Origin of the sequence: Streptomyces sp. NBC_01808, from assembly GCF_035917395.1 — a bacterium.
Taxonomy (GTDB): Bacteria; Actinomycetota; Actinomycetes; order Streptomycetales; family Streptomycetaceae; genus Streptomyces.
Map to the genome: position 1 here is coordinate 258215 of NZ_CP109072.1, position 23229 is coordinate 281443.

The 23229-nt window shown below is 70.7% G+C and carries 18 protein-coding genes and 6 pseudogenes; 12 read left to right on the plus strand and 12 right to left on the minus strand.

The window, feature by feature from the left end:
* Positions 1-56 precede the first annotated feature (56 nt).
* Entirely contained in the window at positions 57-2435 is a 2379-nt protein-coding gene (locus OG946_RS01060; RefSeq protein ID WP_326794259.1) for a hypothetical protein, read from the minus strand.
* 176 nt (positions 2436-2611) lie between these two features.
* On the opposite strand from OG946_RS01060, the gene OG946_RS01065 reads away from it, so the two are divergent.
* The 8 genes and pseudogenes from OG946_RS01065 to OG946_RS01100 all read left to right on the plus strand — a co-directional run.
* Positions 2612-3661 carry a LacI family DNA-binding transcriptional regulator gene (locus OG946_RS01065; RefSeq protein ID WP_326794260.1) on the plus strand — a complete coding sequence of 350 codons (1050 nt, stop codon included), beginning with the start codon at positions 2612-2614 and terminating at the stop codon, positions 3659-3661.
* Entirely contained in the window at positions 3658-5256 is a 1599-nt protein-coding gene (locus tag OG946_RS01070) for an FAD-dependent oxidoreductase (protein ID WP_326794261.1), read from the plus strand. Before OG946_RS01065 ends, OG946_RS01070 begins: the two co-directional genes overlap by 4 nt.
* A 46-nt stretch (positions 5257-5302) precedes the next feature.
* A complete protein-coding gene (locus OG946_RS01075; protein ID WP_326794262.1) occupies positions 5303-6283 on the plus strand; it encodes an ABC transporter substrate-binding protein in 981 nt (326 codons plus the stop codon).
* On the plus strand, positions 6223-6573 hold the full coding sequence (locus OG946_RS01080; protein WP_326794263.1) for a hypothetical protein: 351 nt from the start codon (positions 6223-6225) through the stop codon (positions 6571-6573). Before OG946_RS01075 ends, OG946_RS01080 begins: the two co-directional genes overlap by 61 nt.
* 2 nt (positions 6574-6575) lie before the next feature.
* Entirely contained in the window at positions 6576-7559 is a 984-nt protein-coding gene (locus tag OG946_RS01085; RefSeq protein ID WP_442814581.1) for a carbohydrate ABC transporter permease, read from the plus strand.
* Positions 7549-8391, plus strand: a complete 843-nt coding sequence (locus tag OG946_RS01090; protein ID WP_326794265.1) for a carbohydrate ABC transporter permease — start codon at positions 7549-7551, stop codon at positions 8389-8391. The genes OG946_RS01085 and OG946_RS01090 overlap by 11 nt, the downstream gene beginning before the upstream one ends.
* Positions 8392-8666: 275 nt before the next feature.
* The gene (locus tag OG946_RS01095) at positions 8667-9731 is read left to right on the plus strand and encodes a DUF3592 domain-containing protein (RefSeq protein WP_326794266.1); all 1065 of its coding nucleotides are present in this window, start codon (positions 8667-8669) and stop codon (positions 9729-9731) included.
* 43 nt (positions 9732-9774) lie between these two features.
* A pseudogene (locus OG946_RS01100) lies at positions 9775-10074 on the plus strand (DUF3592 domain-containing protein); the annotation flags it as partial.
* Here OG946_RS01100 and OG946_RS01105 read toward each other — a convergent pair.
* Together OG946_RS01105 and OG946_RS01110 are read right to left on the minus strand one after the other, a co-directional pair.
* Positions 10065-10532 (minus strand): FAD-dependent oxidoreductase, encoded by a 468-nt coding sequence (locus OG946_RS01105; RefSeq protein WP_326794267.1) that lies wholly within the window; start codon positions 10530-10532, stop codon positions 10065-10067. The pseudogene OG946_RS01100 and the gene OG946_RS01105 overlap by 10 nt on opposite strands.
* On the minus strand, positions 10529-10750 hold the full coding sequence (locus OG946_RS01110; RefSeq protein ID WP_326794268.1) for a hypothetical protein: 222 nt from the start codon (positions 10748-10750) through the stop codon (positions 10529-10531). Before OG946_RS01110 ends, OG946_RS01105 begins: the two co-directional genes overlap by 4 nt.
* Between OG946_RS01110 and OG946_RS36005 the strand changes: the two are divergent.
* From OG946_RS36005 to OG946_RS01120, 4 genes and pseudogenes are all read left to right on the plus strand, one after another.
* Positions 10718-11062: pseudogene (locus OG946_RS36005) on the plus strand (cupin domain-containing protein); the annotation flags it as partial. The gene OG946_RS01110 and the pseudogene OG946_RS36005 sit on opposite strands and share 33 nt — an antisense overlap.
* Positions 11063-11255: 193 nt before the next feature.
* Positions 11256-11417: pseudogene (locus OG946_RS36010) on the plus strand (helix-turn-helix domain-containing protein); the annotation flags it as partial.
* 76 nt (positions 11418-11493) lie between these two features.
* Complete coding sequence (locus OG946_RS01115) at positions 11494-11775, plus strand: hypothetical protein (RefSeq protein ID WP_326794269.1); 282 nt, start codon at positions 11494-11496, stop codon at positions 11773-11775.
* Positions 11776-11901: 126 nt separating this feature from the next.
* The gene (locus tag OG946_RS01120) at positions 11902-12321 is read left to right on the plus strand and encodes a VOC family protein (protein WP_326794270.1); all 420 of its coding nucleotides are present in this window, start codon (positions 11902-11904) and stop codon (positions 12319-12321) included.
* A gap of 313 nt (positions 12322-12634) precedes the next feature.
* Here the strand turns inward: OG946_RS01120 and OG946_RS01125 are convergent, their stop codons facing one another.
* From OG946_RS01125 to OG946_RS01165, 9 genes and pseudogenes are all read right to left on the minus strand, one after another.
* The gene (locus OG946_RS01125; RefSeq protein ID WP_326794271.1) at positions 12635-14746 is read right to left on the minus strand and encodes a xanthine dehydrogenase family protein molybdopterin-binding subunit; all 2112 of its coding nucleotides are present in this window, start codon (positions 14744-14746) and stop codon (positions 12635-12637) included.
* Positions 14743-15741 carry an FAD binding domain-containing protein gene (locus tag OG946_RS01130; RefSeq protein WP_326794272.1) on the minus strand — a complete coding sequence of 333 codons (999 nt, stop codon included), beginning with the start codon at positions 15739-15741 and terminating at the stop codon, positions 14743-14745. Before OG946_RS01130 ends, OG946_RS01125 begins: the two co-directional genes overlap by 4 nt.
* Entirely contained in the window at positions 15738-16286 is a 549-nt protein-coding gene (locus OG946_RS01135) for a 2Fe-2S iron-sulfur cluster-binding protein (protein WP_326794273.1), read from the minus strand. Before OG946_RS01135 ends, OG946_RS01130 begins: the two co-directional genes overlap by 4 nt.
* A 213-nt stretch (positions 16287-16499) precedes the next feature.
* Positions 16500-16661 (minus strand): annotated as a pseudogene (locus OG946_RS01140) (alpha/beta hydrolase); the annotation flags it as partial.
* A pseudogene (locus OG946_RS01145) lies at positions 16660-17346 on the minus strand (branched-chain amino acid ABC transporter permease); the annotation flags it as partial. The pseudogenes OG946_RS01145 and OG946_RS01140, both read right to left, overlap by 2 nt.
* A gap of 105 nt (positions 17347-17451) precedes the next feature.
* Positions 17452-17739: pseudogene (locus tag OG946_RS01150) on the minus strand (ABC transporter permease subunit); the annotation flags it as partial.
* A 422-nt stretch (positions 17740-18161) separates the two neighbouring features.
* Positions 18162-19202, minus strand: a complete 1041-nt coding sequence (locus tag OG946_RS01155; protein WP_326794274.1) for an extracellular catalytic domain type 1 short-chain-length polyhydroxyalkanoate depolymerase — start codon at positions 19200-19202, stop codon at positions 18162-18164.
* A gap of 652 nt (positions 19203-19854) precedes the next feature.
* A complete protein-coding gene (locus OG946_RS01160; protein ID WP_442814251.1) occupies positions 19855-21771 on the minus strand; it encodes a helix-turn-helix domain-containing protein in 1917 nt (638 codons plus the stop codon).
* Positions 21772-21838: 67 nt separating this feature from the next.
* Positions 21839-23212: an MFS transporter gene (locus OG946_RS01165; RefSeq protein WP_326794276.1), complete on the minus strand. Its 1374-nt coding sequence runs from the start codon at positions 23210-23212 to the stop codon at positions 21839-21841.
* Positions 23213-23229: the final 17 nt, after the last annotated feature.

Sequence of the window (23229 nt, forward strand, 5' to 3'; positions counted from 1 at the left end):
CGTCGAGCGGAGGGCTTCGACCTGCGGCCCTCCGCCGTGTGCTGGGACCCGGGGCGTCAGCGACGATCGTCGGTCCTCGGTCCCTTGGGACGTCCCGGGCGGGCGCCCGCCAGGGTGTGGTTGCCTCGGCTGTCCGTGCGCGGGATGAGGCCGTAGTAGATCCGCGGTGCGCCGTCCAGCGTCAGCGTCACCCTGCCGTTGGTGACCGGGATCTGCCGGACCTGGCCGATCGTGTCCACCTGCCGTACGGCGGTCGAAGCGGCGACCACGACCGGGGTCTTCGTCGGCCAGGGGTCGATCCACACTTCGGGGGCGGGGAAGTGCCAGTCGGTGCGCCGGCCGACGGTGTTCAGCAGGTAGCCGTCGGCCCGGTTCCACAGGACGACCGCGGGTCCTGCGGGTGTGTCGAACCAGAGGCCGAACGTCTGCGGGTCGGCGAAGGCCAGCCGGCCCCGGAAGGTGGCCTGGTCGAGTGTGCGGGCCGCGGTCGCGTACGCCAGCAGCGACGGCTTCGGGCTGAGGTCGCGGTTCATCAGGCCGTAGTGGTACTCGGCGTTGTCCGGGTCGGCGACCTGGGGCATGCCGAGCACGCTGTCGTGGAACTGGTACCAGCACACGCACCGGATCCCCTCGGCCTTGGCCAGTGCGAAGGTGAGCAGCACGTTCTCCGCGGCGTGCCGGTAGGTGTCGTGCCACCAGCTGTTGGGCTTGGTCGGCGCGTATGCCTCGGTCAGCCAGATCTCCTTCTCGCCGTGCTCGGCCATGAGCGCCTTCAGTTGCCGCAGGCCACCGTAGAAGTTCCAGTAGGTGCCATTGCCGCCGGCGCTCCAGTCGTCGCCCGGCGGTACGTAGTCCGGGGTGAAGTTGCCGCGTCCCGGGTGGTAGGCGAAGGCATCGATCAGGTCCCAGCCACCCCCGGCGATGAAGTTCTCCACCCACGGCTTGTCCATGCCGGCCAGCCCGTTGTTCATCAGCTTGACGACCTCGCCGGTGGCCGCTCGCCGGTCGAAGACCGGCCGCAGCGCCTTGTCCAGGTAGCGTTGCGCGGCTTCGCCGGTGTTGAACGGCCTGTTCAGCTCGTTGCCGACCTCGAAGTAGCCGGCGCCGGCACCGACCGCCACCGCCAGTTTGTCCGCGGCCCAGGCGGCCGCTTCCGCGTCGGTCACCTCCAGCGACGGCTGAAGTTCGATGTTGTGCCGCATGCCGCGGACGTCGAAGGCGGCGGGCGGCAGCCCTGGGCCGCCGTCGTATGCGATCCGGACCAGACCGATGCCGACGCGCTGCCAGAGGTCCAGCACGGCGTCGGCGCTCGGCCGCTGCAGCCACGGGTAGTTGGCGATCGCGAACATGCTGTCCGCGCCCGCCCGGTAGTCGTACGGCGGCAGTACCGCGAGATTGGTCCGGGCGAACGCCTCGTCGTCCCCCGACCGGGCCACCACTTCAGCCAGTGCGATCCCCCCGGCAGGTGCGGTCAGGGTGAAGGTGTGCTGCCAGGTGCCGGCTGCGGCGACGCTGCCCGTCGCGGTCGTGGCGGCCAGCAGTGCGCCGTCGAAGCTGCGCACCCACAGTTCCAGGTCGACCGAGGTGGCCGCGCCGCCGTTGGCCACCAGAGCGGTGAGCTCCATCTGCTCGCCGGCCGACTCGTACAGGTTGAAGTCGCGGTCGGTGGTGAGTTCGAGGCCGAGGTCACGGCCCCGGCCGATGGTGGCGGTGGCCGACGGACGGGTCTCGGAGAAGAAGAAGTCGGCCCGGCTGGTCCAGCCGCCGGCCGGGTCGGCGACGCCCGGCGCGTGCACCCAGGTCGCGTTCGTCCACGCCTGGCGGGACCGGTCAAGCAGGAACAGGCCGTGCAGCGCGGTTCCCCAGGCAGAGGTGTGGGCGACGCCGAGGGTGTCCTCGTACGGGATGCCTCCGCCCGCGTCGCGGACCCATTCGGTGATCGCGACGTAGTCGTCGGGTGCTGTCGGCGCCTGGATCGCCCGGCTGAACAGGAAGCCGTCCGGGACCAGGGTGTCGGCCCCGGTGATGCGCCACTCCAGCCCGGCGCGGGAGGTGCCGACGGTGAACCAGCCGGTGACGGTGGTCGGGCCGGCGGCTGCGTCGAAGGTGTAGTCCATCCGGATCGCCGGTGTCCCGTCCGGGAGCGCGCTCAGGGCCGGGGTGCCGCCCGTGGACACGTGGATGCCGGTGACACTGTCCTTGACCTGGAACTTCGACCCGGCTGACCGGGTGACGCCGGCGGCGTCACGGATGGCGAGTCTGCCCCCAGGACTGGCCAGCAGGCTGATGCCGCCGGCGGTCAGGGTGACGTCGCCGGCCGCGGCGTGCGCCGCGATCGGGGCCGGCTCCGCGACGAGTACGACGCCGGCCGCCAGGGCCGCGCCGAGGAAGCCGCGGCGATCAAGGGTGGGCCGGGAGAAGGTCTCGGGGGTCATCATCCGCTCCTGTCCAGCGCCCCGGAGGCGCACGCTGATAATGCCTATCTTCAATTCCGTGAACGACACGTTTCCAGGCCGCTACCCCGGTGTCAACAGATGCTTGCCCTGGCGCGCCCTCTTGCCATACGGTCATCACCTGCAAGTGAAGATAGGCATTATCAGATGGAGGATCGATGTCGCCGAGACCTCGCCGCGTCACCCAGCGCGAGATCGCCGAGTTGGCGGGCGTCAGTCAGACCACGGTGTCGGTGGTGCTGAACGGCCGCGACGGCTCGAACGTGCGGGTCCCCGAGGCCACCCGGGAGCGGGTCAAGCAGGCCATCGAGCAACTCACCTACGTAGCCGACCCCGCGGCCCGCCGGCTCGCCGGTCTGGACAACCAGATCATCGGCGTCTTCACCTACGAGGCCGCGTTGTCTCCCGAGAGCATGGACTTCTACGGCCCGCTGCTGAACGGGATCGAGCGAGCAGCCGAGCACATCGGCTGGGACCTGCTGTTCTTCACCTCCTCGCCGGTCGAGAACGGCACGCGGAGCCTCTTCCATCGCAAGACGCGGCTGCGGCTGACCGACGGATGCGTCCTGCTCGGTCAGCAGATGGTCGCGTCCGAGCTGGAACGGCTGGTCGCCGAGCAGTTCCCGTTCGTCGCGATCGGCCGCCGGGACGAGACCGCTGCCGCGGTGCCGTACGTGGCCATCGACTACATCACCCCGACCAACGCAGTGATCGATCAGGCCGCGGTCGGCGGACACCAGCAGGCGCTGTATGTCCACCGCGGCCGGGACACGCCGACCGCGCGGGACCGGCGCGGCGCCGTCGAAACCGCCTCGGCGGCAGGCAGGCTGGCCTTCCTGCTGGTGGGCGAGGAGAGAATCGCCGAACTGCCCCGGCTGGCCCGGGTGACCGGCGCCACGTTGATCATCGCGGAAGACGCGTTCTTGGCCGAGGACGTCGCACACGCGCTGTTCGGCGCCGGGGTCGCCGTACCGGACGAGATCTCGATCGCCGCCCTCGGCGAGGTACGCGGCCATCGCGTGGAGGGCCGGGTACTGGCCGGCTTCCACGTCCCCCGGCAACAACTCGCGGTCGAGGCACTCGATCTCCTGCAGCTCCTGATCACCACGGACCCGCAAGAGTGGGCCGGTCTGGACCGGGAGCGGCTGCTGGTCGCCGAGGTCGAGCCGGGGGACACGATCGTCGTGCGGACGGACGCGCCGTCATGACCGGCAGGCTCACCGCTGAGGTGGCGATCATCGGCGGTGGACTCGGCTCCGTCGCCGCGGCTCTGGCGTTGCTGCAGCGGGGCCGCCGCGTGGTGATGACCGAGGAATACGCCTGGCTCGGCGGGCAACTCACCTCACAGGCCGTTCCGCCCGACGAGCACATCTGGGTGGAACAGTTCGGCGTCACCGCGCGATACCGCGCGCTGCGGGAGGGCATCCGTCGCTACTACCGCGATCACTACCCGCTGACAGCGTCCGCCCGCGCCGACCGGGAACTCAACCCGGGCCGTGGCCGGGTGAGCAGGCTGTGCCACGAACCGGTGGTGGCGAACGCGGTGATCACCGCTCTGCTCGCGCCGTACCGGTCGAGCGGGCGGCTCACCGTCCTGCAACCCGCGGTGCCCGTCGCCGCGGAGGTGAGCCAGGCGACGGTCCGCACCGTCACCGTCGCGGACCCGCGGACCGGAGCCGAGACCGTGATCACCGCCGAGTACGTCCTGGACGGGACCGAGACCGGCGACCTGCTGCCCCTGACCGATACCGAGTACGTCGTCGGGGCCGAGGGGCGGTCCGACACCGGTGAGCCGACCGCTCCCGAGGTCGCCGATCCGGGCAACGTGCAGTCGATCGCGTGGTGTTTCGTCTTCGATCACGCCGCCGGCGATCACACCATCGCCCGGCCGGACGACTACGACTTCTGGCGCTCGTTCGAACTGCCGTTCTGGGGTGCGCCGATGCTGTCCTTCACCGCACCGAACCCACGGACCCTCGTGCCGGAGGAACGGACCATGAACGTCAACCCGGCCGGCGACGCCACCGGGGACCCCCGATTCGACGCCGGCGACCAGGATCTGTGGCAGTTCCGGCGGATCGCCGCCCGGCAGAACTTCACCGACGGCTTCTACGACAGCGACATCGTGCTGGCCAACTGGCCGCAACTGGACTACGTCAGCGGCTCGATCATCGACACCGACGACCGGCAGCGCCACCTGGACGCCGCGAAGGCACAGTCCCGCGCCTATGTGTACTGGCTGCAGACCGAAGCGCCTCGCCCGGACGGTGGCCGCGGCTGGCCCGGACTGCGCCTGCGTGGCGACCTGGTCGGCACCGCCGACGGGTTCGCGCAGGCGCCGTACATCCGCGAATCCCGGCGGATCAAGGCACTCACTACCGTGCGCGAGCAGGACATCTCGGTCAAAGCCCGCGGAGTCACCGGACCGGCCCGGTTCAGCGGCTCGGTCGGGGTGGGGATGTACCGGATCGATCTGCATCCCTCCACCGGTGGCGACAACTACATCGACGTCGAGTGCGCGCCGTTCGAGATACCGCTCGGAGCGCTGGTCCCGGTGGCCACCCAGAACCTGGTGCCGGCCGCCAAGAACATCGGCACCACCCACATCACCAACGGCGCCTACCGGCTGCATCCGGTCGAGTGGAACGTCGGTGAATCGGCCGGCGAGCTCGTCGCGTACTGCCTCGATCTCGGCCTGAGCCCGCAGCAGGTCGCGGTCGACGAGCACCTCGTCGACCGGCTCCAGGGCAGGTTGACCGCGGCCGGGATCGAACTCCACTGGCCGCACATAGCCGGCTACTAGCCAACCCGAGGCGCAGCGCGCGCCGAGAGCACTAAGGACCCACACCATGAACAGAGCGAGAAAGCTGTTCGGCGCGGTTGCGCTGACGACGGCGCTGGCGCTGACGGCCGCCTGCGGCGCCTCCACCGACGGTTCCGGGGCGGACGACGCCACGGACGTGAAGCTGCGGATGACGGTCTGGACCTCCGATCAGGAGCAGCTCAAGCTGTTCGACACGATCGCGGCGGCGTACCGCGCCAAGCACCCCGAGGTCTCCTCGATCACGTTCGAGAGCCTGCCCTTCGAGGACTACAACACCACCCTGACCACCCAGATCGCCGGCGGCAACGCTCCCGACCTGGCCTGGATGGGCGACCTGTCGAAGGACCTGATCGCCTCCGACGCGCTGGTCGGCCTCACCGACACACTCAAGGCGACCGACGGCTGGCGGTACGACGACCTGGAGGAGAGCGCGACCAAGGAGTTCAGCCGGGACGGCACGCTGTACGCCTACCCGTTCTCGACCTCGCCGTTCGCGCTGTATGTGAACACCGACCTGCTGGCGGAGGCCGGACAGAAGATCGACCCGAAGACCCTGACCTGGGAGAAGGTCGCCGCCGCCGGCGCGGCAGTCCACGCGGCCACCGGAAAGGCCGGTTTCGTCGTCCGGGACTTCGACTACAAGTCGTGGAACGTGCTGGCCACGGTATGGGCCGGCTTCGGCGCCGCCGCGTGGAGCCCGGACGGCAAGACCTGCACCTTCACCAGCCCCGAGATGCAGCAGGCGTTCACCTTCCTGCACGACGCCGCGTTCAGGACCGACGCCATGCCCGGCCCCGGTACGACGGCCGACTTCTTCGCCGGTGACGCCGCCTTCACGGTGGCCCAGGTCTCCCGCTCTTCGCTGCTCACGGACAAGTTCGCGTTCGCCTGCACCCCCTGCCCGCCGGCCCGGCCGGCCGGCAGGCCGTCATCGGCCAGGCCGGCGTGGGCGTGCTGGCCGCCGGCAAGCACAAGGAGCAGGCAACGGACTTCCTCGCCTACCTGACGAATCCGGCGAACTCGGAGAAGCTTGCGCGGTACTTCCCGCCGCCGCGGACATCCCTGCTCACCGGCGCGAAGCTCGCCGCCGACAACAAGGTGCTGACCGCCGCGCAACTGCAGGAGGCCGTGGTCGACCAGCTCCCGAACGCCGTCACTCTGCCCAACCACACCAGTCCGGCCGAGATCGCCCAGAAGGGCAAGACCGCGCTGGACGCGATGTGGAAGGCCGACGCCGACGTCCCCGCCGTGCTGGAATCGGTCTGCGCCGCGATCGAACCGATCCTGGCCAAGTGACCATGGCCGGCCTCACGAAAACACCGAACGCATCCAGGCCGCCGACAGCAGCCCGGGTCCCCTCCACCAGGGCCCCCGCCACCCGGGACACCTCCGGACCACCCTTCTGGACGACCCGGCGCAGAGACCTACTTGCCGGCTACCTGTTCATCACGCCGCAGCTCGCCGGGGTCGTGCTGTTCGTGCTGATCCCGGTCGGACTGGCGATCTGGTACAGCCTGCACGACTGGAACGTCTTCACCGGCAAGCAGACCTTCGTCGGAGCCGACAACTACACAGCCATGGCCTCCGACCCGCAACTGCCGTCGGTGCTGTCGGCGACCGCCGTCTTCTGCGGCGGGGTCGTGGTCCTGAACATCAGCCTGGGTCTGCTGCTCGCCGTACTCCTGAACCGGCGGTTCCGTGGAGCGACGTTCTTCCGCACCCTGTTCTTCTCCCCGGTAGTCGTCTCCGTGGTGGCGTGGACCCTGGTCTGGGGCTTCCTGCTCCAGGACAACGGCGGTGTCAACGGTCTTCTCGGCGCGATAGGCATCGAGGGGCCGAACTGGCTCCAGCGCGGCGACACCGCCATGCTGTCGGTGATCATCACGCAGGTGATCCGCAGCGTCGGCGTCAACATGGTGCTCTTCCTGGCCGCCTTGCAGGGAGTGCCGAGGCACCTGTATGAAGCCGCCCGGATCGACGGCGCGGGGAACAGGGTGACCTTCACCCGGATCACCCTGCCGCTCATCTCACCCACGGTGCTGCTGACCTCGGTCATCACCATCGTCGGGGCCTTGCAGGCGTTCGCGCAGATCGCCGTCCTGACCAGTGGGGGCCCGGAGTTGAGCACCACCGTGCTCGTGTACTACGTCTTCCAGCAAGCCTTCGAGTTCAACCACATCGGCTACGGTTCGACGCTCGCTCTGATGCTGCTGTCCTTCGTCATGCTGCTGACCCTGCTGCAATGGCAGCTACGCCGGAAGTGGGTGTTCCATGAGCAGTAGGCCGAGATCCGTCCTCCGGCGGGCGCTTCTGGTGACGGCGCTGGGCGTCCTGGCGATCCCGTTCGTGGTGCCGAGCATCTGGATGGTGGCGGCTTCGGTGAAGCCGCTGCCCGAGATATTCAAGGCCCCGCCGTCACTGTGGACCGCCGACCCCACGCTGTCCGCGTACACCGAGGCGTTCAGCTTCCAGCCGTTCGCGCGGCAGTACGCGAACAGCGTGTACATCGCCGTCCTGGTCACCCTGATCACGCTGCTGGTCTCCAGCCTCGCCGGGTACGCCTTCGCCCGGATCCGCTTCCCCGGCGCGAACGCCCTCTTCCTGGTGGTCCTGGCCGGCCTCCTGGTGCCCAGCGAGGTGACGATCGTGCCCCTGTTCCAGATGTTCAAACGGGCCGGGCTGATCAACACGCACTGGCCGCTGATCCTGGTCACCGCGCTGGCTGGACCGTGCGTGCTGGCCACCTTCGTCATGCGGCAGTTCTTCATCGCGCTTCCTGCCGAACTGGAGGAGGCCGGCCGGCTGGACGGCCTCGGCCGCCCCGCGATCTGGTGGCGGATCTTCCTGCCGCTGGCCAGGCCGGCGTTGTCCGCGGTCGCGATCCTGACCTTCCTCACCTCGTGGAACCTCTACCTGGAACCCACCGTCTACCTCACCTCGCCGGAGCTGTTCACGCTGCCGCAGGCACTCACCCGGTTCACCGACGCCTACGGCGGCGAGATGTGGAACACCCAACTGGCGGCGGCCACCATGACCGTCCTGCCCGTCCTGCTCGTCTTCGTCATCGCCCAGCGCCAGTTCGTCGAGGGCCTGGCCCACTCGGGCCTCAAGTGAGGCCGGAAACCGCACGGCCCCATCCCGCCCGCACCGGACCGGCGATGTCAGGGACGCGTCCGCGAAGAGGCTTCGACCACGAGGAACTAGGAGGCGCGGTCCCTGCCGGGCACCAGACCAGGACGCCCGGCGCGGGGCCGCCGAACGCCCCGCGCGGGGTCTTTCCCGGCAACCCCGGAGGCAGACACATGGAGACCAACCGACCGTCACCCGAGCCCGGCATACTCACGCTATGACGATCACCCACGGGCGCGCCGCCCACGCGCAACACCCCCGTGACCCTCGCCCTGGGCTTACTCACGGGCGGTGTGATCGGGGCGTCGCTCGCCGCGTTCGTCGTCGGCTGCGTCATCGGGAGCGTGCCGTTGTGTGTCGCGGGTGTGGGACTGCCCGTGGTCTACGGCCTGCTCTTCCTCCTCGCCGGTGCGCCGAGGCGTGCCCGGGAGGCCGCGGTCGCACCGCGCACCGCACTCGCGGCGGTCGAGAGTCTGCAGGCCGTCGGGGGTGAGGCGACGAGCGACGTGGCGGTGCGGTTCGACCTGACGGTCGCGCCGGACGACGCGCCGGCGTACCGCGTCGCGTTCAGGCAGGACATCAACCTCGCGGACCTGCCCGACTACCGGCCGGGCGGCGTCGTGGTGGTCCAGTACCCGCCGGACCGGCCGTGGCGGGTGCGGATCGTGAAGCGGCCGACACCGGAGTGGGAGGAGCGGGCGGCCGGCGCCCGTCTCGATTCGGTGCCGGGGCCGGTGCTGGTGGGCGAGCCCTCCTACGGCGGTGCCGTCGGCCTCGTCGCGCTGCTCGGCCTGCTGCTCGCCGCGGCCGGCGTGGTCCTGCTCTTCCGCGCCGACCTCTTCGACCAGGGAACCGCCGCGGCCCCGCCCTCCTCCGCCGAGCCGCCGGTCTCCTCCCCTCCCTCTTCCCCCTCGTCGTCGACCACGGTGACGTCGGCCTCCGGCACGGTCACCCTGGGCCCGAACCAATCGTTCCTCGACCAGGGCGAGCTGCGTAAGGCCGTCGGCTCGCTCACCGAGGACACGGACGCGCGCGCGGCGCTCACCGTCGTCGTGCAGGAGCGGCTGCTGTCGGTCGTGTACGCACCGACCGGCTCGCAGGCCCCGGCGTTCGACCCGGACTCCCTGCCGTACGACCGCTTCCCCGCCCTGGTCGATCAGGCGAGGGCCGGCCTGGGTACCGGTTCCCCGCAAACCTGGCAGCTCACCGTCGAACGCCTCACCGGCTCCCTCACCATCAGGGTCGTGGTGACGGGTGCCGAGGGAACCGCAACGCTGGAGGCGGACGCGCAGGGCAAGGTGGTGCGGCGTACCCCGGCGCAGTGACGGACGTCGCGCCGTCCGCGTCTCACCGAAGAAGAGGAGTCTCATGGGCCCGCATGGGTATCTGGCGCTGTGGTGCGGGGCGTTCGGCACCATCGCGCTGGTCGGTTACGCCCGGTCGCTGGCCGGGATGACCCCGGCCCAGCGGGCGGTGAGGGTCATGGGACGGATCGAGCGGGCGCGCGAGCCCAGACACGGCGGCTCGGCGCGCGACGGGATACCCGTGGTCGTCTCCTTCCAGGACCCGTCCACCGGGCAGGAGTTCACCGTGACCAATGACGGTGACCGCGGGGAGAGGATCACGACGGCCTGGCCGGGCCGGGAGATCGGCGTCCGCTATTCGAGGCCCACGGGACCGGCGCCGAGCAGGAGGACGGAGTCTGCGCTTTCCAGGTCGTGGTGGGTGGTGCGGTAGGCGCGCCTGGCGGCGTCGCTGTCGACGGAACGGGGCTTGGCCGGGAAGGGGTAGGCCGATCCGGTGGCCAGGACGATGTGGTCGGCGTCGACCCGGGTACCGGAGGCCAGGGTGACGGATGACTCGTCCACCCGGACCGCCTCGTCCCTCAGGAACGTGCCCCGGCTGAGCAGCCTGTCGTAAGGGAAGAACAGCCGGTCCGTCCATCGCGGGTCCACCAGACTTCGCAGTGCGGCGACGTTGTGGACGAAGGCGTCGCGGGGGTCGATGAGGATCACGTCGGTGAAGGCGTCGAGCGTCTTGGCGGCGGTGATGCCTCCGTATCCGCCGCCGACGACGGCCACGGTCGTGTGCATGGTGTGCTCCTGGTCGCGGGTGTTGCGTGTCATCGGGGCCGCTGGGACAGCAGGTTCGTCGGCGTGATGGTGCGTACGTGCACCACCGCGTCGAACCACTCGTCGAGCGGGCCCGTCGTCAGGTAGTGGTCGTGGTCGGCGGCCGCGTCGTAGATCCCGCCAATGTCGTACTGCAGGGCTCGTGTTGGCTCGTCGAGGACGAAGCCCCTCCGGTCCGGCTGGACCCCGGCGACTTGGTGTTCTCTCCGCACGGCAACGGATACGCCCTGGTCGACAGCGCGGACACACCCCTGGCCGAGCGCCCGGGGGACGTCCCGGCGACCCGGTGTCCTGTGGGCCGGGGCGACAGTCCGGATCCGCCCGCGCGCGACTCCGGCCACCCGCCCCACGCCGTCACCCTGTGCGGCGGTTACCGGCTCGCCCCGCACCCGTTGCACCCGCTGCTGCGCGAACTGCCCGCGACGATCCATATCCCCGCCCGCCTGGGCCGGCATCCCGAGTTGCGGGCAGCAGTGGACATGCTCGGCGCCGAACTCGACAGCCGACGGCGGCCGGGCACGGACGCGCTCGTAGCAGCGTTGCTCGACATGCTGCTCCTGTGCAGTCTGCGCGTCTGGTTCGAGGAACGGCAGGACACCGATACGGCCGCCAGTTGGGGCGCGGCCCTCGGACCCCGGCCTCAGCGCCGCCCTGAACGCCATCCACGACGACCCCGCCCACCCCTGGACAGTGCAGGAACTGGCCGACACAGCGCGGATGTCGCGGGCCACGCTCTCCCGCCGCTTCACCACCCTCGTCAGGCAGCCGCCGTTGACGTACCTGACGTGGTGGCGGATGAACCTTGCGGCCCGGTTGCTGGAGGCCGACCCGGCCGCCCGGCTCGATGCCGTGGCCACCCGTGTCGGCTACGCCTCCGAGTCCGCCTTCGCCGCCGCGCTCAAACGCCACTTCGGCCTCTCCCCCGGCAGATACCGCCGAGGTCACCGCGGTCCTGATGGCCGCCACCGTCCTGGCGCAACTGTGCGTCAGAACGGCCCTGCGCAAGATCGGGTGGACCCGCACCCTCGGCCTCGGGGCTCTCCTGCTCGGTCTGCCCGCCCTCCCGCAAGCCCTCAGCGACCACCTGCTCCCCGTCCTGCTGACGACCGCCCTGCGAGGTGCGGGCTTCGGCATCGTCACCGCCCGCGGCCTGCCGCCGCCACCGCCGCACCCGAGGTCACGAACTCCCCGTCACTGCCTGCCCGTCCGCCGCACACACTCAGAAACTCAGCCCTGACCAGCAGCAATACGATCTACGACTGGAGTACGAGGACCAAAGCCCTATGGGCGGACGGTCCCCTGGTCCCTAGGCTCCGTGACACCGCCGGGTCCAGGCGGGCCACATCGATCAGGAGGCACCGATTTGCCGGCTGACGCCACAGCTCACCTACGCATCGCCCGCCCGTCGCGCGACCTTGAGGCGGCGGAACGTTTCTGGATCTCTGGTCTCGGTCTCGACATCCAGTACCGGCACACGGCGGACGGCACTCCCGGCCAGCATTCACTCCTCATGGTCGGCTGGCCCGAAGCCGCCTGGCACCTCGAACTCGTCCACGACCCGGCCGCCCCCGTCGATCCGCGACCCACCGTTGAGGACCTGCTGGTGATCTACCTCGGCGAACCGGTGCCCGACAGCCTGGTGGAACGGCTGGAACAGCACGGTGGCAAACGGGTACCCGCTCACAACCCGTACTGGGAAACCTGGGGCGTGACAGTCCAGGACCCCGACGGTTACCTGCTGGTGCTGACCACCCGGAACTGGCCCCGCCAGCCACGGCGATAGCCGACCGATCATGAAGCGCGGCGGTGATGTCGCCGCATGGCTGTTGCGGTTGCTCTGAGGCGCGCGATGAAGCAGAAGTGGCGCGTGCCTCAGCGGTAGTCGGCCAGGCTGCCGCCCCATCCAACCGTTGCCACTGCCAAGCCCTCCTTCTCGCCGACTCGCGATGAGCTTGATGGGCGGCGGATGCCACGGATGGTGACGCAGGCGGCAGGCTTCCCCCGCGACAAGTCGCTGCGGAAGTTCGGCTTCGGGGCCTACCCCCAACGATGAGTCCGGTCATCGAAGGTCGGCAGCCCTCGATACCGGCGAGACATCATCCGCGCAGTGCGTCCAGGCCCTCCAACAGCTTGTCCGGGGTCGCCGGCAGGTCCCGTACGCGCACGCCGGACGCGTTGAACACCGCGTTGATCACGGCCGATGGCGATCCCACGATCCCGATCTCGCCGATGCCACGCGTGCCCATCGGGTTGCTGTGCGGGTCCTCCTCGTCCAGCCAGACCGCGTCCATGTCGCAGACGTCCGCGTGCGCGGCGATGTGGTAATCGGCGAGGTCGTCGTTCACCACGTGCCCGGTGCGCGGGTCCAGCACGGTGTGCTCGTGCAGCGCCATCGACAGACCCATGGTCATGCCGCCGAGGAACTGGGAGCGGGCGGTGCGCGGGTTGACGATGCGGCCCGCGGAGAAGACCCCGAGCATCCGCGGCACGCGGATCTCGCCGGTGTCGACGTCGACCCGTACCTCGGCGAATTGCGCGCCGAAGGAGTGCAGCGCGTACTTCTTCTGGTCCGGGTTCTCCGGCGTGCCGGCGCGGGACTCGGCGCCCGGCGCCGGGTCGTCGCCGTGCTGCTCGCGGAAGGCGCGGACGGCCGCGACCACCGTCGAGCCCCAGGACGCGAGGCCCGAGGAGCCGCCGGCCACCGTTGCCGGGGGCAGTGCGGTGTCGCCGATGTGCAGCGTCACGTCGTCGGGCGTCGCGTCCAGCGCGTCGGCGGCGATCTGGGTGAGTGTCGTCCAGGTCCCGGTGCCGATGTCGGCCGCGCCGATCCGAACCGTCCAGCGACCCCCGCCCTCGTGGCGGACCAGGGCCTCCGAGCCCTGGCTCGCGTAGTACGGGTACGTGGCCGACGCCACGCCGAGGCCCACCAGCTCCCGTCCCTCGCGGCGGGCGCCGGGAGCGGCGGCGCGCCGGTCCCAGCCGAAGCGGCGGGCGCCCTCGCGCAGGCACTCCACCAGCTTCCGCCCGGACCACGGACGCCCGGTCTCCGGGTCCTCCGGCGGGTCGTTGCGTACCCGCAGCTCGATCGGGTCCAGGCCGCAGGCGGCGGCCAGTTCGTCCATCGCGCACTCCAGCGCGAAGAGGCCCGGGCACTCGCCCGGTGCCCGCATCCAGGAAGGCACGGGCACGTCCAGCGCCGCCAGTCGGTGCGACGTGCGGCGGTTGGCCGCGGAGTACATCATCCGGGTGCCGGTGGCCGTCTGCTCGGCGAACTCCTTGATACGGGCCGTGTGTTCGACCACGTCGTGGCCGATCGCGGTGATCCGGCCGTCCGTTTCACAGCCCAGCCGCAGGTGCTGGATCGTGGGGGTGCGGTGCCCGGCGAGCGTGAACATCTGCTGGCGGGTCAGCGCCAGCTTCACCGGCCGGCCCGGCACCGCCCTGGCGCACAGCGCGGCCAGCACGTCGTGCGCGTGCGGCATGCCCTTCGATCCGAACCCGCCGCCGACGTGCGGAGAGATCACCCGCACCTGATCGGCCTCCAGCCCGAACAGCGGGGCGAGGGTGGTGCGTACGGGGTGCACGCCCTGCGTGGAGGCGTAGAGCAGCAATCGCACCGCGGAGTCCGGCTGCCACACGGCGACCGTGGTGTGCGGCTCCATCGGGTTGTTGTGCTCCATCGGCGTCGTGTAGGTGACGTCGACGGTGACCGGGGCCCGGTCCATCGCCGCGTCGACGTCGCCTTCCTCGGTGTCGGTGGCGAAGAAGGGGTTGACGGTCTCCGGGGCGTACAGATCGTCGCGGTCGGCACGTAGTTCGACATCGGGTCGCTCATCCTCGTATGCGATCCGCACCAGGGACGCCGCGTGCCGGGCGGTCTCCACATCCTCGGCGATCACCGCGCCCACGAGCTGGCCGCGGAAGGCGATGCGGCCGGACTGCAGCACTGCCAGCTCCTCGTCGCCGGTCTCCTCGAGCCGGGGCGCGTCGCTGTGGGTGAGCACGGCCGCGACGCCCTGACAGGCCGCGGCCGCCTCGGTGTCCACGCCGGTGATCCGGCCGCGGGCGACGGTTGCCTGCAGGGGGTGGACGTAAAGCGGGTCTTCGACGGGATGCTCGAACGCGTAGCGGGCGGTCCCGGTCACCTTGGCCGGGCCGTCCAGGCGCTGCAGCGGAGTGCCGACGGCCCGGGGGCGGAGTGTGGTCATCGCCTTGCCTCCGTGAGATCGCGCAGGACCGCGACCATGGTGTTGCGGGCCAGCGGCACCTTGTACCCGTTGCCGTCCCGTACCTCGGCGGCGGCCAACTCGGCGTCGGCGGCCCGGCGGAAGGACTCCTCCGTCGCGGGCGCGCCGCGCAGCACGTCCTCCGCCCGCTCGGCGCGCCACGGCTTGTGGGCGACGCCGCCGAGCGCGATCCGCGCGTCCCGTACGACACTGTTGTCGTCGTCCAGGTCCAGCGCGGCGGCGACCGACACCAGCGCGAACGCGTAGCTGGCGCGCTCTCGAACCTTGCGGTACGCCGACCGCCGCGTCATGCCGCTCGCCGGCGGCAGCTCGACGGCGGTGATCAGCTCACCGTGCGCCAGCACCGTGTCCCGCTCCGGGGCGTCTTCAGGCAGCCGGTGCAGATCGGCGAGCGGCAGCGTACGGGCGCCGTCCGCGCCGAGCACATGCACCGCCGCGTCCAGGGCGAGGAGGCCCACCGCCATGTCGGAGGGGTGCACAGCGATGCAGTGCTCGGAGGCCCCGAGCACCGCGTGGTGACGGTCCCAGCCGCCGATCGCGGCGCAGCCGGAGCCGGGCTCGCGCTTGTTGCACGGTGTGGTGACGTCCTGGAAGTAGCGGCAGCGGGTGCGCTGCAGCAGGTTCCCGCCGGTGGTGGCAGCGTTGCGCAGCTGCCCGGAGGCGCCGGAGAGCAGCGCCCGGGCCAGCGCCGGGAACCGCTGCCGCACGAGGGGGTGGGCGGCCAGGTCGCTGTTGCGCACCGCCGCCCCGACGCGCAGCCCGCCGCCGGGCGTCTCCTCCACCTCCGTGAGAGGCAGCCGCGACACGTCGACGAGCATGTGCGGTGCGGCGACACCCAGCTTCATGTGGTCGACCAGGTTGGTGCCGCCGCCGAGGAACACGGCGTCCGGGCGGGCGGCGACGGTGGCGACCGCCTCCTCGGCGTCGGCGGCCCGGCGGTACTCGAAGGGGATCACGACGCCCCCCGCGATGCCGTCGCGGTCTCGCGCAGCGCGGCGACGATGTTCACGTACGCCCCGCACCGGCACAGATTGCCGCTCATCCGCTCACGGATCTCCTCGTCGTCGAGCGATACCGGCGAGTTCGGCGCGCCGGGCGGCGTCAGGTCCTGGGTGACGTGGCTGGGGTGGCCGGCCTCCACCTCGTCGAGCATGCCGACGGCGGAGCAGACCTGGCCGGGTGTGCAGTAGCCGCACTGGAAGCCGTCCCGCTCGATGAACGCCCGCTGCACCGGGTGCAGTCCACCGTCGCCACGTACCTCGCCGAGACCCTCGGCGGTGACCACCTGGTCACCGTCGTGCGCGACGGCAAAGGTCAGGCAGCTGAGCTGTCTGCGGCCCTCCAGCAGCACTGTGCAGGCACCGCACTGGCCGTGGTCGCAGCCCTTCTTCGGGGAGGTCACCCCCAGACGCTCACGCAGCGCGTCGAGCAGCGTGGTGCGCGAGTCGACCGTCACGGCCCTCTCGGTGCCGTCCACCAGAAGAGTGATCCGGTGTTCCATATGCCGCCTCCCGGGGCGCTCCGGTGTCGGTCCCAGCGCAGGAGTACCACGCTGCGCTGGGCGAAACCCGGTGACCGCGCCACGCGCACACCGACGCTTACAACTGGACATTATAGACAAAAGACACAAATCTGGAGGCTATGACACCGGGGCGCGTGTCGTCCCGCGCCGTCGGCTCCAGCGCCCAGCCCTGCGGATCGGGCTCTCGGCGCGAGCGAGCCGCTGCATGGCCGATCCGATGACGGCGGTGAGCAGCTCGTCCGGATCCGCGTCCTGTGGGACCGGGAAGCCGATGCCGCCGTCCACCAGCAGGACGGAGGAGAACAGGTCCGGGTGGCGGGCGGCAGTGGCGGCGGAGACGAAGGCGCCCATGGAGCGACAACGTGAATTCGGACGTGGTGATCTGCGGGGTGGCACCGCCGATCAGCGGCGACCAGCTTGAATCCGTAGGTGCACAGGCCCAGCACCTCCACCCGGCGTTCGTTCTCCCTGATGCCTTCCCAGACGCGTCCTGTGGGGGAACGGACCGCCCAGTGGACGACAGCGAGGGTGAGGAGCGCGTAGCCGAGAGCGATCCACTACAGGTGGGGGGTGTTGTCCACACCGGACGGGGCGGCGGGCAGCAGGTCGGCGGGGGGGGGGGGGGGGCGGACAGGCCCTCTTCGCCACCGGTGAAGCCGCCGGGATCGCGCTCGACCAGAAGGGAGCCGGCCATGGCGAAGGCGAGGGTAACCATGGAGAAGCCGATACCGCTCACCCGTAGGCTGACCGAGCCGAGCACGGCGGCGAGCGCCACCCCGGATCCCAGCGCCAGCGGAGCCGCCACAGCGAAGCTCAGCCCTGCCTCATTCGTGATCACAGCGGTGGCGTAGGTGCCGGCGGCGAAGTACAGCGCATGGCCGAAGGAGAGCAGCCCGGTACGGCCGAGGAGGAGGTCGTAGCCGGTGGCCAGGGCGCCGAAGATCAGGCATAGGGCGATCAGTTGCAGGCTGCCGGGGCTGCCGATCGCTCCCGGCAGCAGGCCGGGCAGCGGGAGCGCGCTGTGTGGTGCGGCCAGCAGTGCGGCAAGGGCGAGCGCGGGCCACCAGCGGGTGTAGCGGCTGTGGTGGGGCTGTCCCGGCGGGGGCGGCGGCGGTGGCGCTGGTCTCGGCTTTCGTGGCGGTGGTCAGGCAAGCCTCCCTGTGAGGCCGCGCGGCTGGACCAGCAGCAGCACGGCGAGCAGAACGACGACGGCCAGGTCGCCGAGCCCGGCGGCGGTGTAGTAGTTGGCGAACTGCTGGACCAGCCCGACGGCGACGGAGGCGAGCATGGTGCCGCCGAGGGAGCCCATGCCACCCATCACCACCACCACGAACGCGAAGATCAGCAGTGAGGTCCCCTGGCCGGGGTCGGCGGAGCCGAAGTACAGGCCACCGAGGGCGCCGCCGAGGGCGGCGGCACCGCCGATCGCGAACCTGCAGAGCCGCCCCCGGAGGCGGGCGGCGGCAACCATATGAGCGGCTCCCGGTAAGTCTGTTTCTCTGGCTGAATGGTGTCGGCAACGATAGAAGTGGGCCTCCGGTGCCGATATGTGGACGCACGCCATTCCTGCCGCCCGGAGAGTGTCTGCGTCCCACGTAACGGGAGTGCTCCCGCGAGGTACCGGCCTTCCTGCACGGCAGTGATCCCGTGCGGGCGCATCGCCGGCTGAGGTTCCAGGGCCGGTCCGAGACCGGCAGCCGACGCCCGAGGAGTTGGGTGACACGCGCCGGGCCCTGCACCGTGTTCACGTGGATGGGCAGAACACAGATCCGCGCGTCCCCGGTGTGCCGGCACGGGTGCGGGCGCCACGGCGGACAGTCCCGCTGTGGCGCCCGCGAACGACGCTTGTCCAGCTCAGCTACCCTGCAGCCCGAAGAAATCGGTGATGAAGTGGCTGGAGCAGATGGAGTCCAGGAAGTAGGCCCCCGCCTGCCCGCACTGCTGCTCGCCGCTGCCCGGGTCCACAGGCGTGCCGTGGTTGATGCCGGGCACCTTGTCGACCTCTACGGCCACGCTGCCGTCCCCGGCAAGGTACTGCTCCTGCTTGGTGCCGTTCGGCCCGATGCTGCCGGTCTTGTCCGGAGTCTGGCCCAGGCCGTGCACCGCGGTCCACTGGTCCCGCAGCTCATCGGCGTTCTTCGGCACGACCGTGGTGTCGTTGTCGCCGTGCCAGATCGCGATGCGCGGGTAGGTGCCCGAGTAACCGGGGTAGCCGTCGTGGACCCGCTGCGCCCACTCGTCCGGCGTCTTGTCGACTCCGGGGCTCATGCATGTGTACGGGGACGAGCCGGTGCTGCAGTCGTAAGGCAGCCCGGCCACCACGGCACCGGCCTTGAACACGTCCGGGTAGGCCGCGAGCATCACCGAGGTCATGGCGCCACCCGCCGACAGCCCGGTGACATACGCCTTGCCGGTATCCGCGCCGTAGGCCGAGCCCGCGTGCTCAACCATCTGCGCGATCGACGCCGCTTCGCCCTGACCGTGCTTGATGTCGGCGGACTGGAACCAGTTGAAGCACTTGTTGAGATTGTTCGACGACGTCTGCTCACCGAAGACCACGATGAAGCCGTGCTTGTCGGCCATCTCGGGCAGGCCGGAGTGGTCGGCGTACCCTTGAGCGTCCTGGGTGCACCCGTGCAGTGCCACCACGACCGGTGCCTTCTCGGGCGCCGACGACGGCTTGTACACGTACATGTTCAACGCGCCCGGATTGCTTCCGAAGTTGGAGACCTTCTCCAGGCTGACAGCGGCACTCGCGTGGGACGACGGAGAAACCAGCGTCGCGACCGCGGCCAGTGCCGCAGCGATCGCGAGCAGCCCGAACAGTCCGAACCGCCGGTCGATCGCGTGGCGCGCCCGCCGCTTCGTTTCCGGCGGCATTCCATGGGCTTGCACAGGAGACCTCCTAGTGGGGGGAATGGGACCGTCCCGGTCCCGCACCCCGGCCCTCGGCCACCACTCCGAACGGTGGGCGAAGGTCGAAGATCCACACACCGTAGGAGGGAGGCGGCGTCGTCGACATGGCGCGGACTTCCACAGTCCGTTTGCCACCAACCGGCCACAGATCCGTTGACCCGCCGAACCGGAGATGCTAATTCGGAGCACTCTCCCCGCTGGGGCGATCTTCCGGCGGCGCCGGTACGAGAACTGGGCCCCGCGGTAGCTCTGGCACGCACATCCAACCGAGTATCGGAAGGCCCCTGTTGCCGCAGTCGTATGCGCCCGCGCTGGAGGAGTCCGACTCGACCGGCTCGTTGTGTCGATATCCGCCGGACAGAGCGGGCCACACGCCCGGACTTCAAGAGTGTGGGTCTGGGCCACTGGCCCGGCAGCGGCGCGTGGCTAGCGTGCGGTTGAGTCTTCGATGCGGGCCTGGCCCCCGGCAGACGACCGCGCCCCACCCTCTCCCGACGGGAGGACCGATTCCGGCCGCTTCGTGGTGCAGACGTACACGAGCGGCCAGACCTGACAGGGTATTTCCACTGGCGATGGGCCGGTGCCCCGCCGCCCCCTTCGCCCTCGCAGCTCCAGTCTCAGTCCTGAGCCCTCAGTCCGATCGGCGGTTCGCCGGTGACGCGCGGTGCAGCCGGAGGGCGAGCTGGAGTTCCAGGGACCGGTCAGGGTGCTGCCAGTCGGGGCCGAGGAGCCGTCCGATGCGGTCCAGTCGCTGGACGACGGTGTTGACGTGGAGGTGCAGGACCTCCTTGGCTCTGGCCTGGCTCATGCCGCAGGCGAAGTAGACCTGGAGGGTGTGCACCAAGTCGGTGCCGCGCCTCGCGTCGTAGTCGAGGACCGGGCCGAGGGCGGAGCGGATGTAGCCGTCCAGGTCGGCGTTGTCACCGAGGAGTATGCCGAGGAAGCCGAGGTCGTCGAGGGCGACGCCTTCCCCGGTGCGGCCGAGGGCTTCGAGGGCGGCCAGGCAGCGTTCGGCCTCGGCGTGCGCGGCGGGCAGTGCCGGGGATCCGGCGGCGGGTCCGCCGGCGGCGACGGTGGTCGGGGCGGCCGTGGCCTGGGTCAGCTCGCGTGCGAGGGCCCGGGCGGTGGGACCGGGAGTGGTGGTCGGGGCGATCAGGACCACGTGGTCGTGGTGCAGGCCGGCCAGGCCGTTGCGGCGGCGGGCGCTGCGGGCGGCAGCAGTCAGGAGCTGCTGGCGGGGGACAGCGTCGCTGTGGGCGATCAGCACGGTGTGCGGCCGGCCAAGCTGGATGCCGAGCCGGCGGGCGCGGGAGGCGAGGCCGGCCGGGTCGCCGTGCGGCCTGAGCAGCTCGCCGAGGAGGTCGCCGCGGATGCGGTCCTCCGCCTCAGCGACGGACCGGCGCAGCAGGAGCAGCAAGGCGGTGACCACACCGGCGCGCTCGAAGAGGCGCCGTCCGGCGTCGTCGAGGTCGGTACGGCCGGTGAGGGTGATGCTGCCGAGCAGTTCGGGTCCGGCGAGAGCGGCGCAGACCCAGGTGCCGTCGTGGGCGACGGCGCGGCCGGTGGAGCGGGAGGTGGCGACGGCGTCGGGGTGCGGCGGCAGGGAGTCGGTGTGGGCGGCGCGGGCAAGTTCGATGCCGTCGGCGTCGTGGACGAGAGTGCCACCGCGGAGGACCTCGCCGATGGCAGCGGCGACCTCGGCGATGTCGCCGCCGCGCAGCACCAGGTCGGTGAGGCGGTCGTGCGCGTCCTCCGAGCGGCGCAGGGCGTCGCTGTGCGCCTGGATGATGTCGTTCGCCTGATTGAGCTCCGCGAGCGCGCTCTGGGTCTCCTCCAGCAGCCGGGCGCTGTCGATGGCGATGGCCGCGTGGTCGGCCAGCGAGGACAGCAGGGCGACTTCGTCCTGGGCGAAGGACCGGGCGGTGCGGTCCGCGGCGTACAGGACGCCGATGACCCGGGGGCCGAGACGGAGGGGGACGCCGAGGATGGCGTGCAGCCCCTCCTCGCCGGTGGCCCCGTCGATCGCCGAGGTGTGCCGGAAGCGGGGGTCCTGCGGGTAGTTGTCGGTGACATAAGGACGGGCGGTCTGGGCGACGAGGCCGCCGAGCCCCTCCCCCATCCCCAGGCGCAGTTGCTGGAAGGCGGCCGAGACCGAACCTTCCGTGACCCGCATGTAGGTGTCGCCGGCTTCCTCGTTGTTGAGGGAGAGGTACGTGACGTCGGTGCCCAGCAGCATCTTGGCGCGCCGGACGATGGCGCGCAGCACCCCGTCCAGGTCCCGCAGCGTCGCGAGGTCGCCGGCGGTGTCGAAGAGTGCGGTCAGCTCCGCCTCACGCTTGCGGTGCTGACGGAGGATTCCGCGGATGTGCAGAGCGGCCTGGGTGGCCTCGTCCAGCGCCTGCAGCGCAGCGCCGTCGGCGCCGGCGCTTCTGGCGCAGGTGGCGGGCTGGGTGTAGTCCTCGGCCGGGGCGTCGCGGACCAGGAGGTCGAAGAGCTGCCGGAGGCCGGACACCACACCTTTGTCTGTGCCGGTCACGGGAGGGAGCATACGGGTGCGTCTCCTCGGTGGGGGGCGGGGCCCGGTCCGGGCCCCGGGCCGGGCCTCTCCGCGTTCGTCACCTCGCGGCGGTCGTGACCTCCCGCCGGGTGGCATCGTCCGCCGTCGGATGCTCGCCGGCGAGGCTGCGCCCGCGCGTCTCACCGGCGAAGAGGACGACCACCGAGGTGATCAGCACCATGGCGCAGAGGTAGATCGAGACGGGCACCGACGAGTCGAAGTCCTTGAGCAGTTCCACGGCCACGATGGGGGCCAGGGCGCCGCCGACGATGGAGGCGAGCTGGGATCCCATCGAGGCGCCGGAGTAGCGGACTTCGGTCTCGAACATCTCGGAGATGAACGCGGCCTGCGGCCCGTACATCGCACCGTGCAGCACCAGTCCGCAGGTCACCGCGAGGGTGATGGCGGCGAACGACTTGGTGTCCAGCAGCGCGAAGAACGCGAACGCCCAGCCGGCCATGCCGACGGAGCCGATGAGGGTGACGGCGCGGCGGCCGATACGGTCCGACAGCGCGCCCCAGGCCGGGGTGGTCACGAAGTGCACCGCGGAGCCGATGAGCACGGCGTTCAGCGCGTAGCCCTTGGGCAGGTCCAGGTGGACGGTGATGTAGACCAGGACGAAGGCGGTGATGATGTAGTACGAGACGTTCTCTCCCAAGCGGGTACCGATGGCGGTGAGCACGCTGCGCCAGCTCGTGCGGAAGACCTCGACGACGGGCGGCTGCTCCTCCACGCCGGCGCCGGCCTTGGCGCGCTGGGCGGCCCGTGCCTGTGCCTGTGCCTGGAGGAAGACGGGGGACTCGGAGACCGAGATACGGATCCACAGGCCGATGACGACAAGCACGCCGGAAAGCAGGAAGGGGATGCGCCAGCCCCAGGCGTCGAAGGCGGCATCGGACTGGAACGCGGCGAGCAGCGCCAGCACGCCGGTAGCCAGCATGTTGCCGCCGGGGGCACCGGCTTGCGGCCAGGAGGCCCAGTAGCCGCGGTGCCGGTCGTCGCCGTGCTCGGAGACCAGCAGCACGGCGCCACCCCACTCGCCGCCCAGGGCGAAGCCCTGGATCAGGCGCAGCAGCGTCAGCAGGATCGGTGCGCCGACGCCGATGGTGTCGTAGGTGGGGAGCAGCCCCATCGCGAAGGTGGATCCGCCCATGATCAGCAGGCTGATCACCAGCAGCTTCTTGCGTCCGATCCGGTCCCCGAAGTGTCCGAAGACGACACCGCCGAGCGGCCGGGCGGCGAACCCGATGGCGTAGGTGATGAACGACAGCAGCGTTCCCACCAGCGGGTCGCTGGTGGGGAAGAACAGGGTGTTGAACACCAGCGCGGCGGCCGAGGTGTAGAGGAAGAAGTCGTACCACTCGATGGTGGTGCCGATGAGACTGGCCGTGACGACGCGCCCGATGCCATCCTTCCGGGGAGTCGAGTCCATGAGGTCTCCAGTATTCG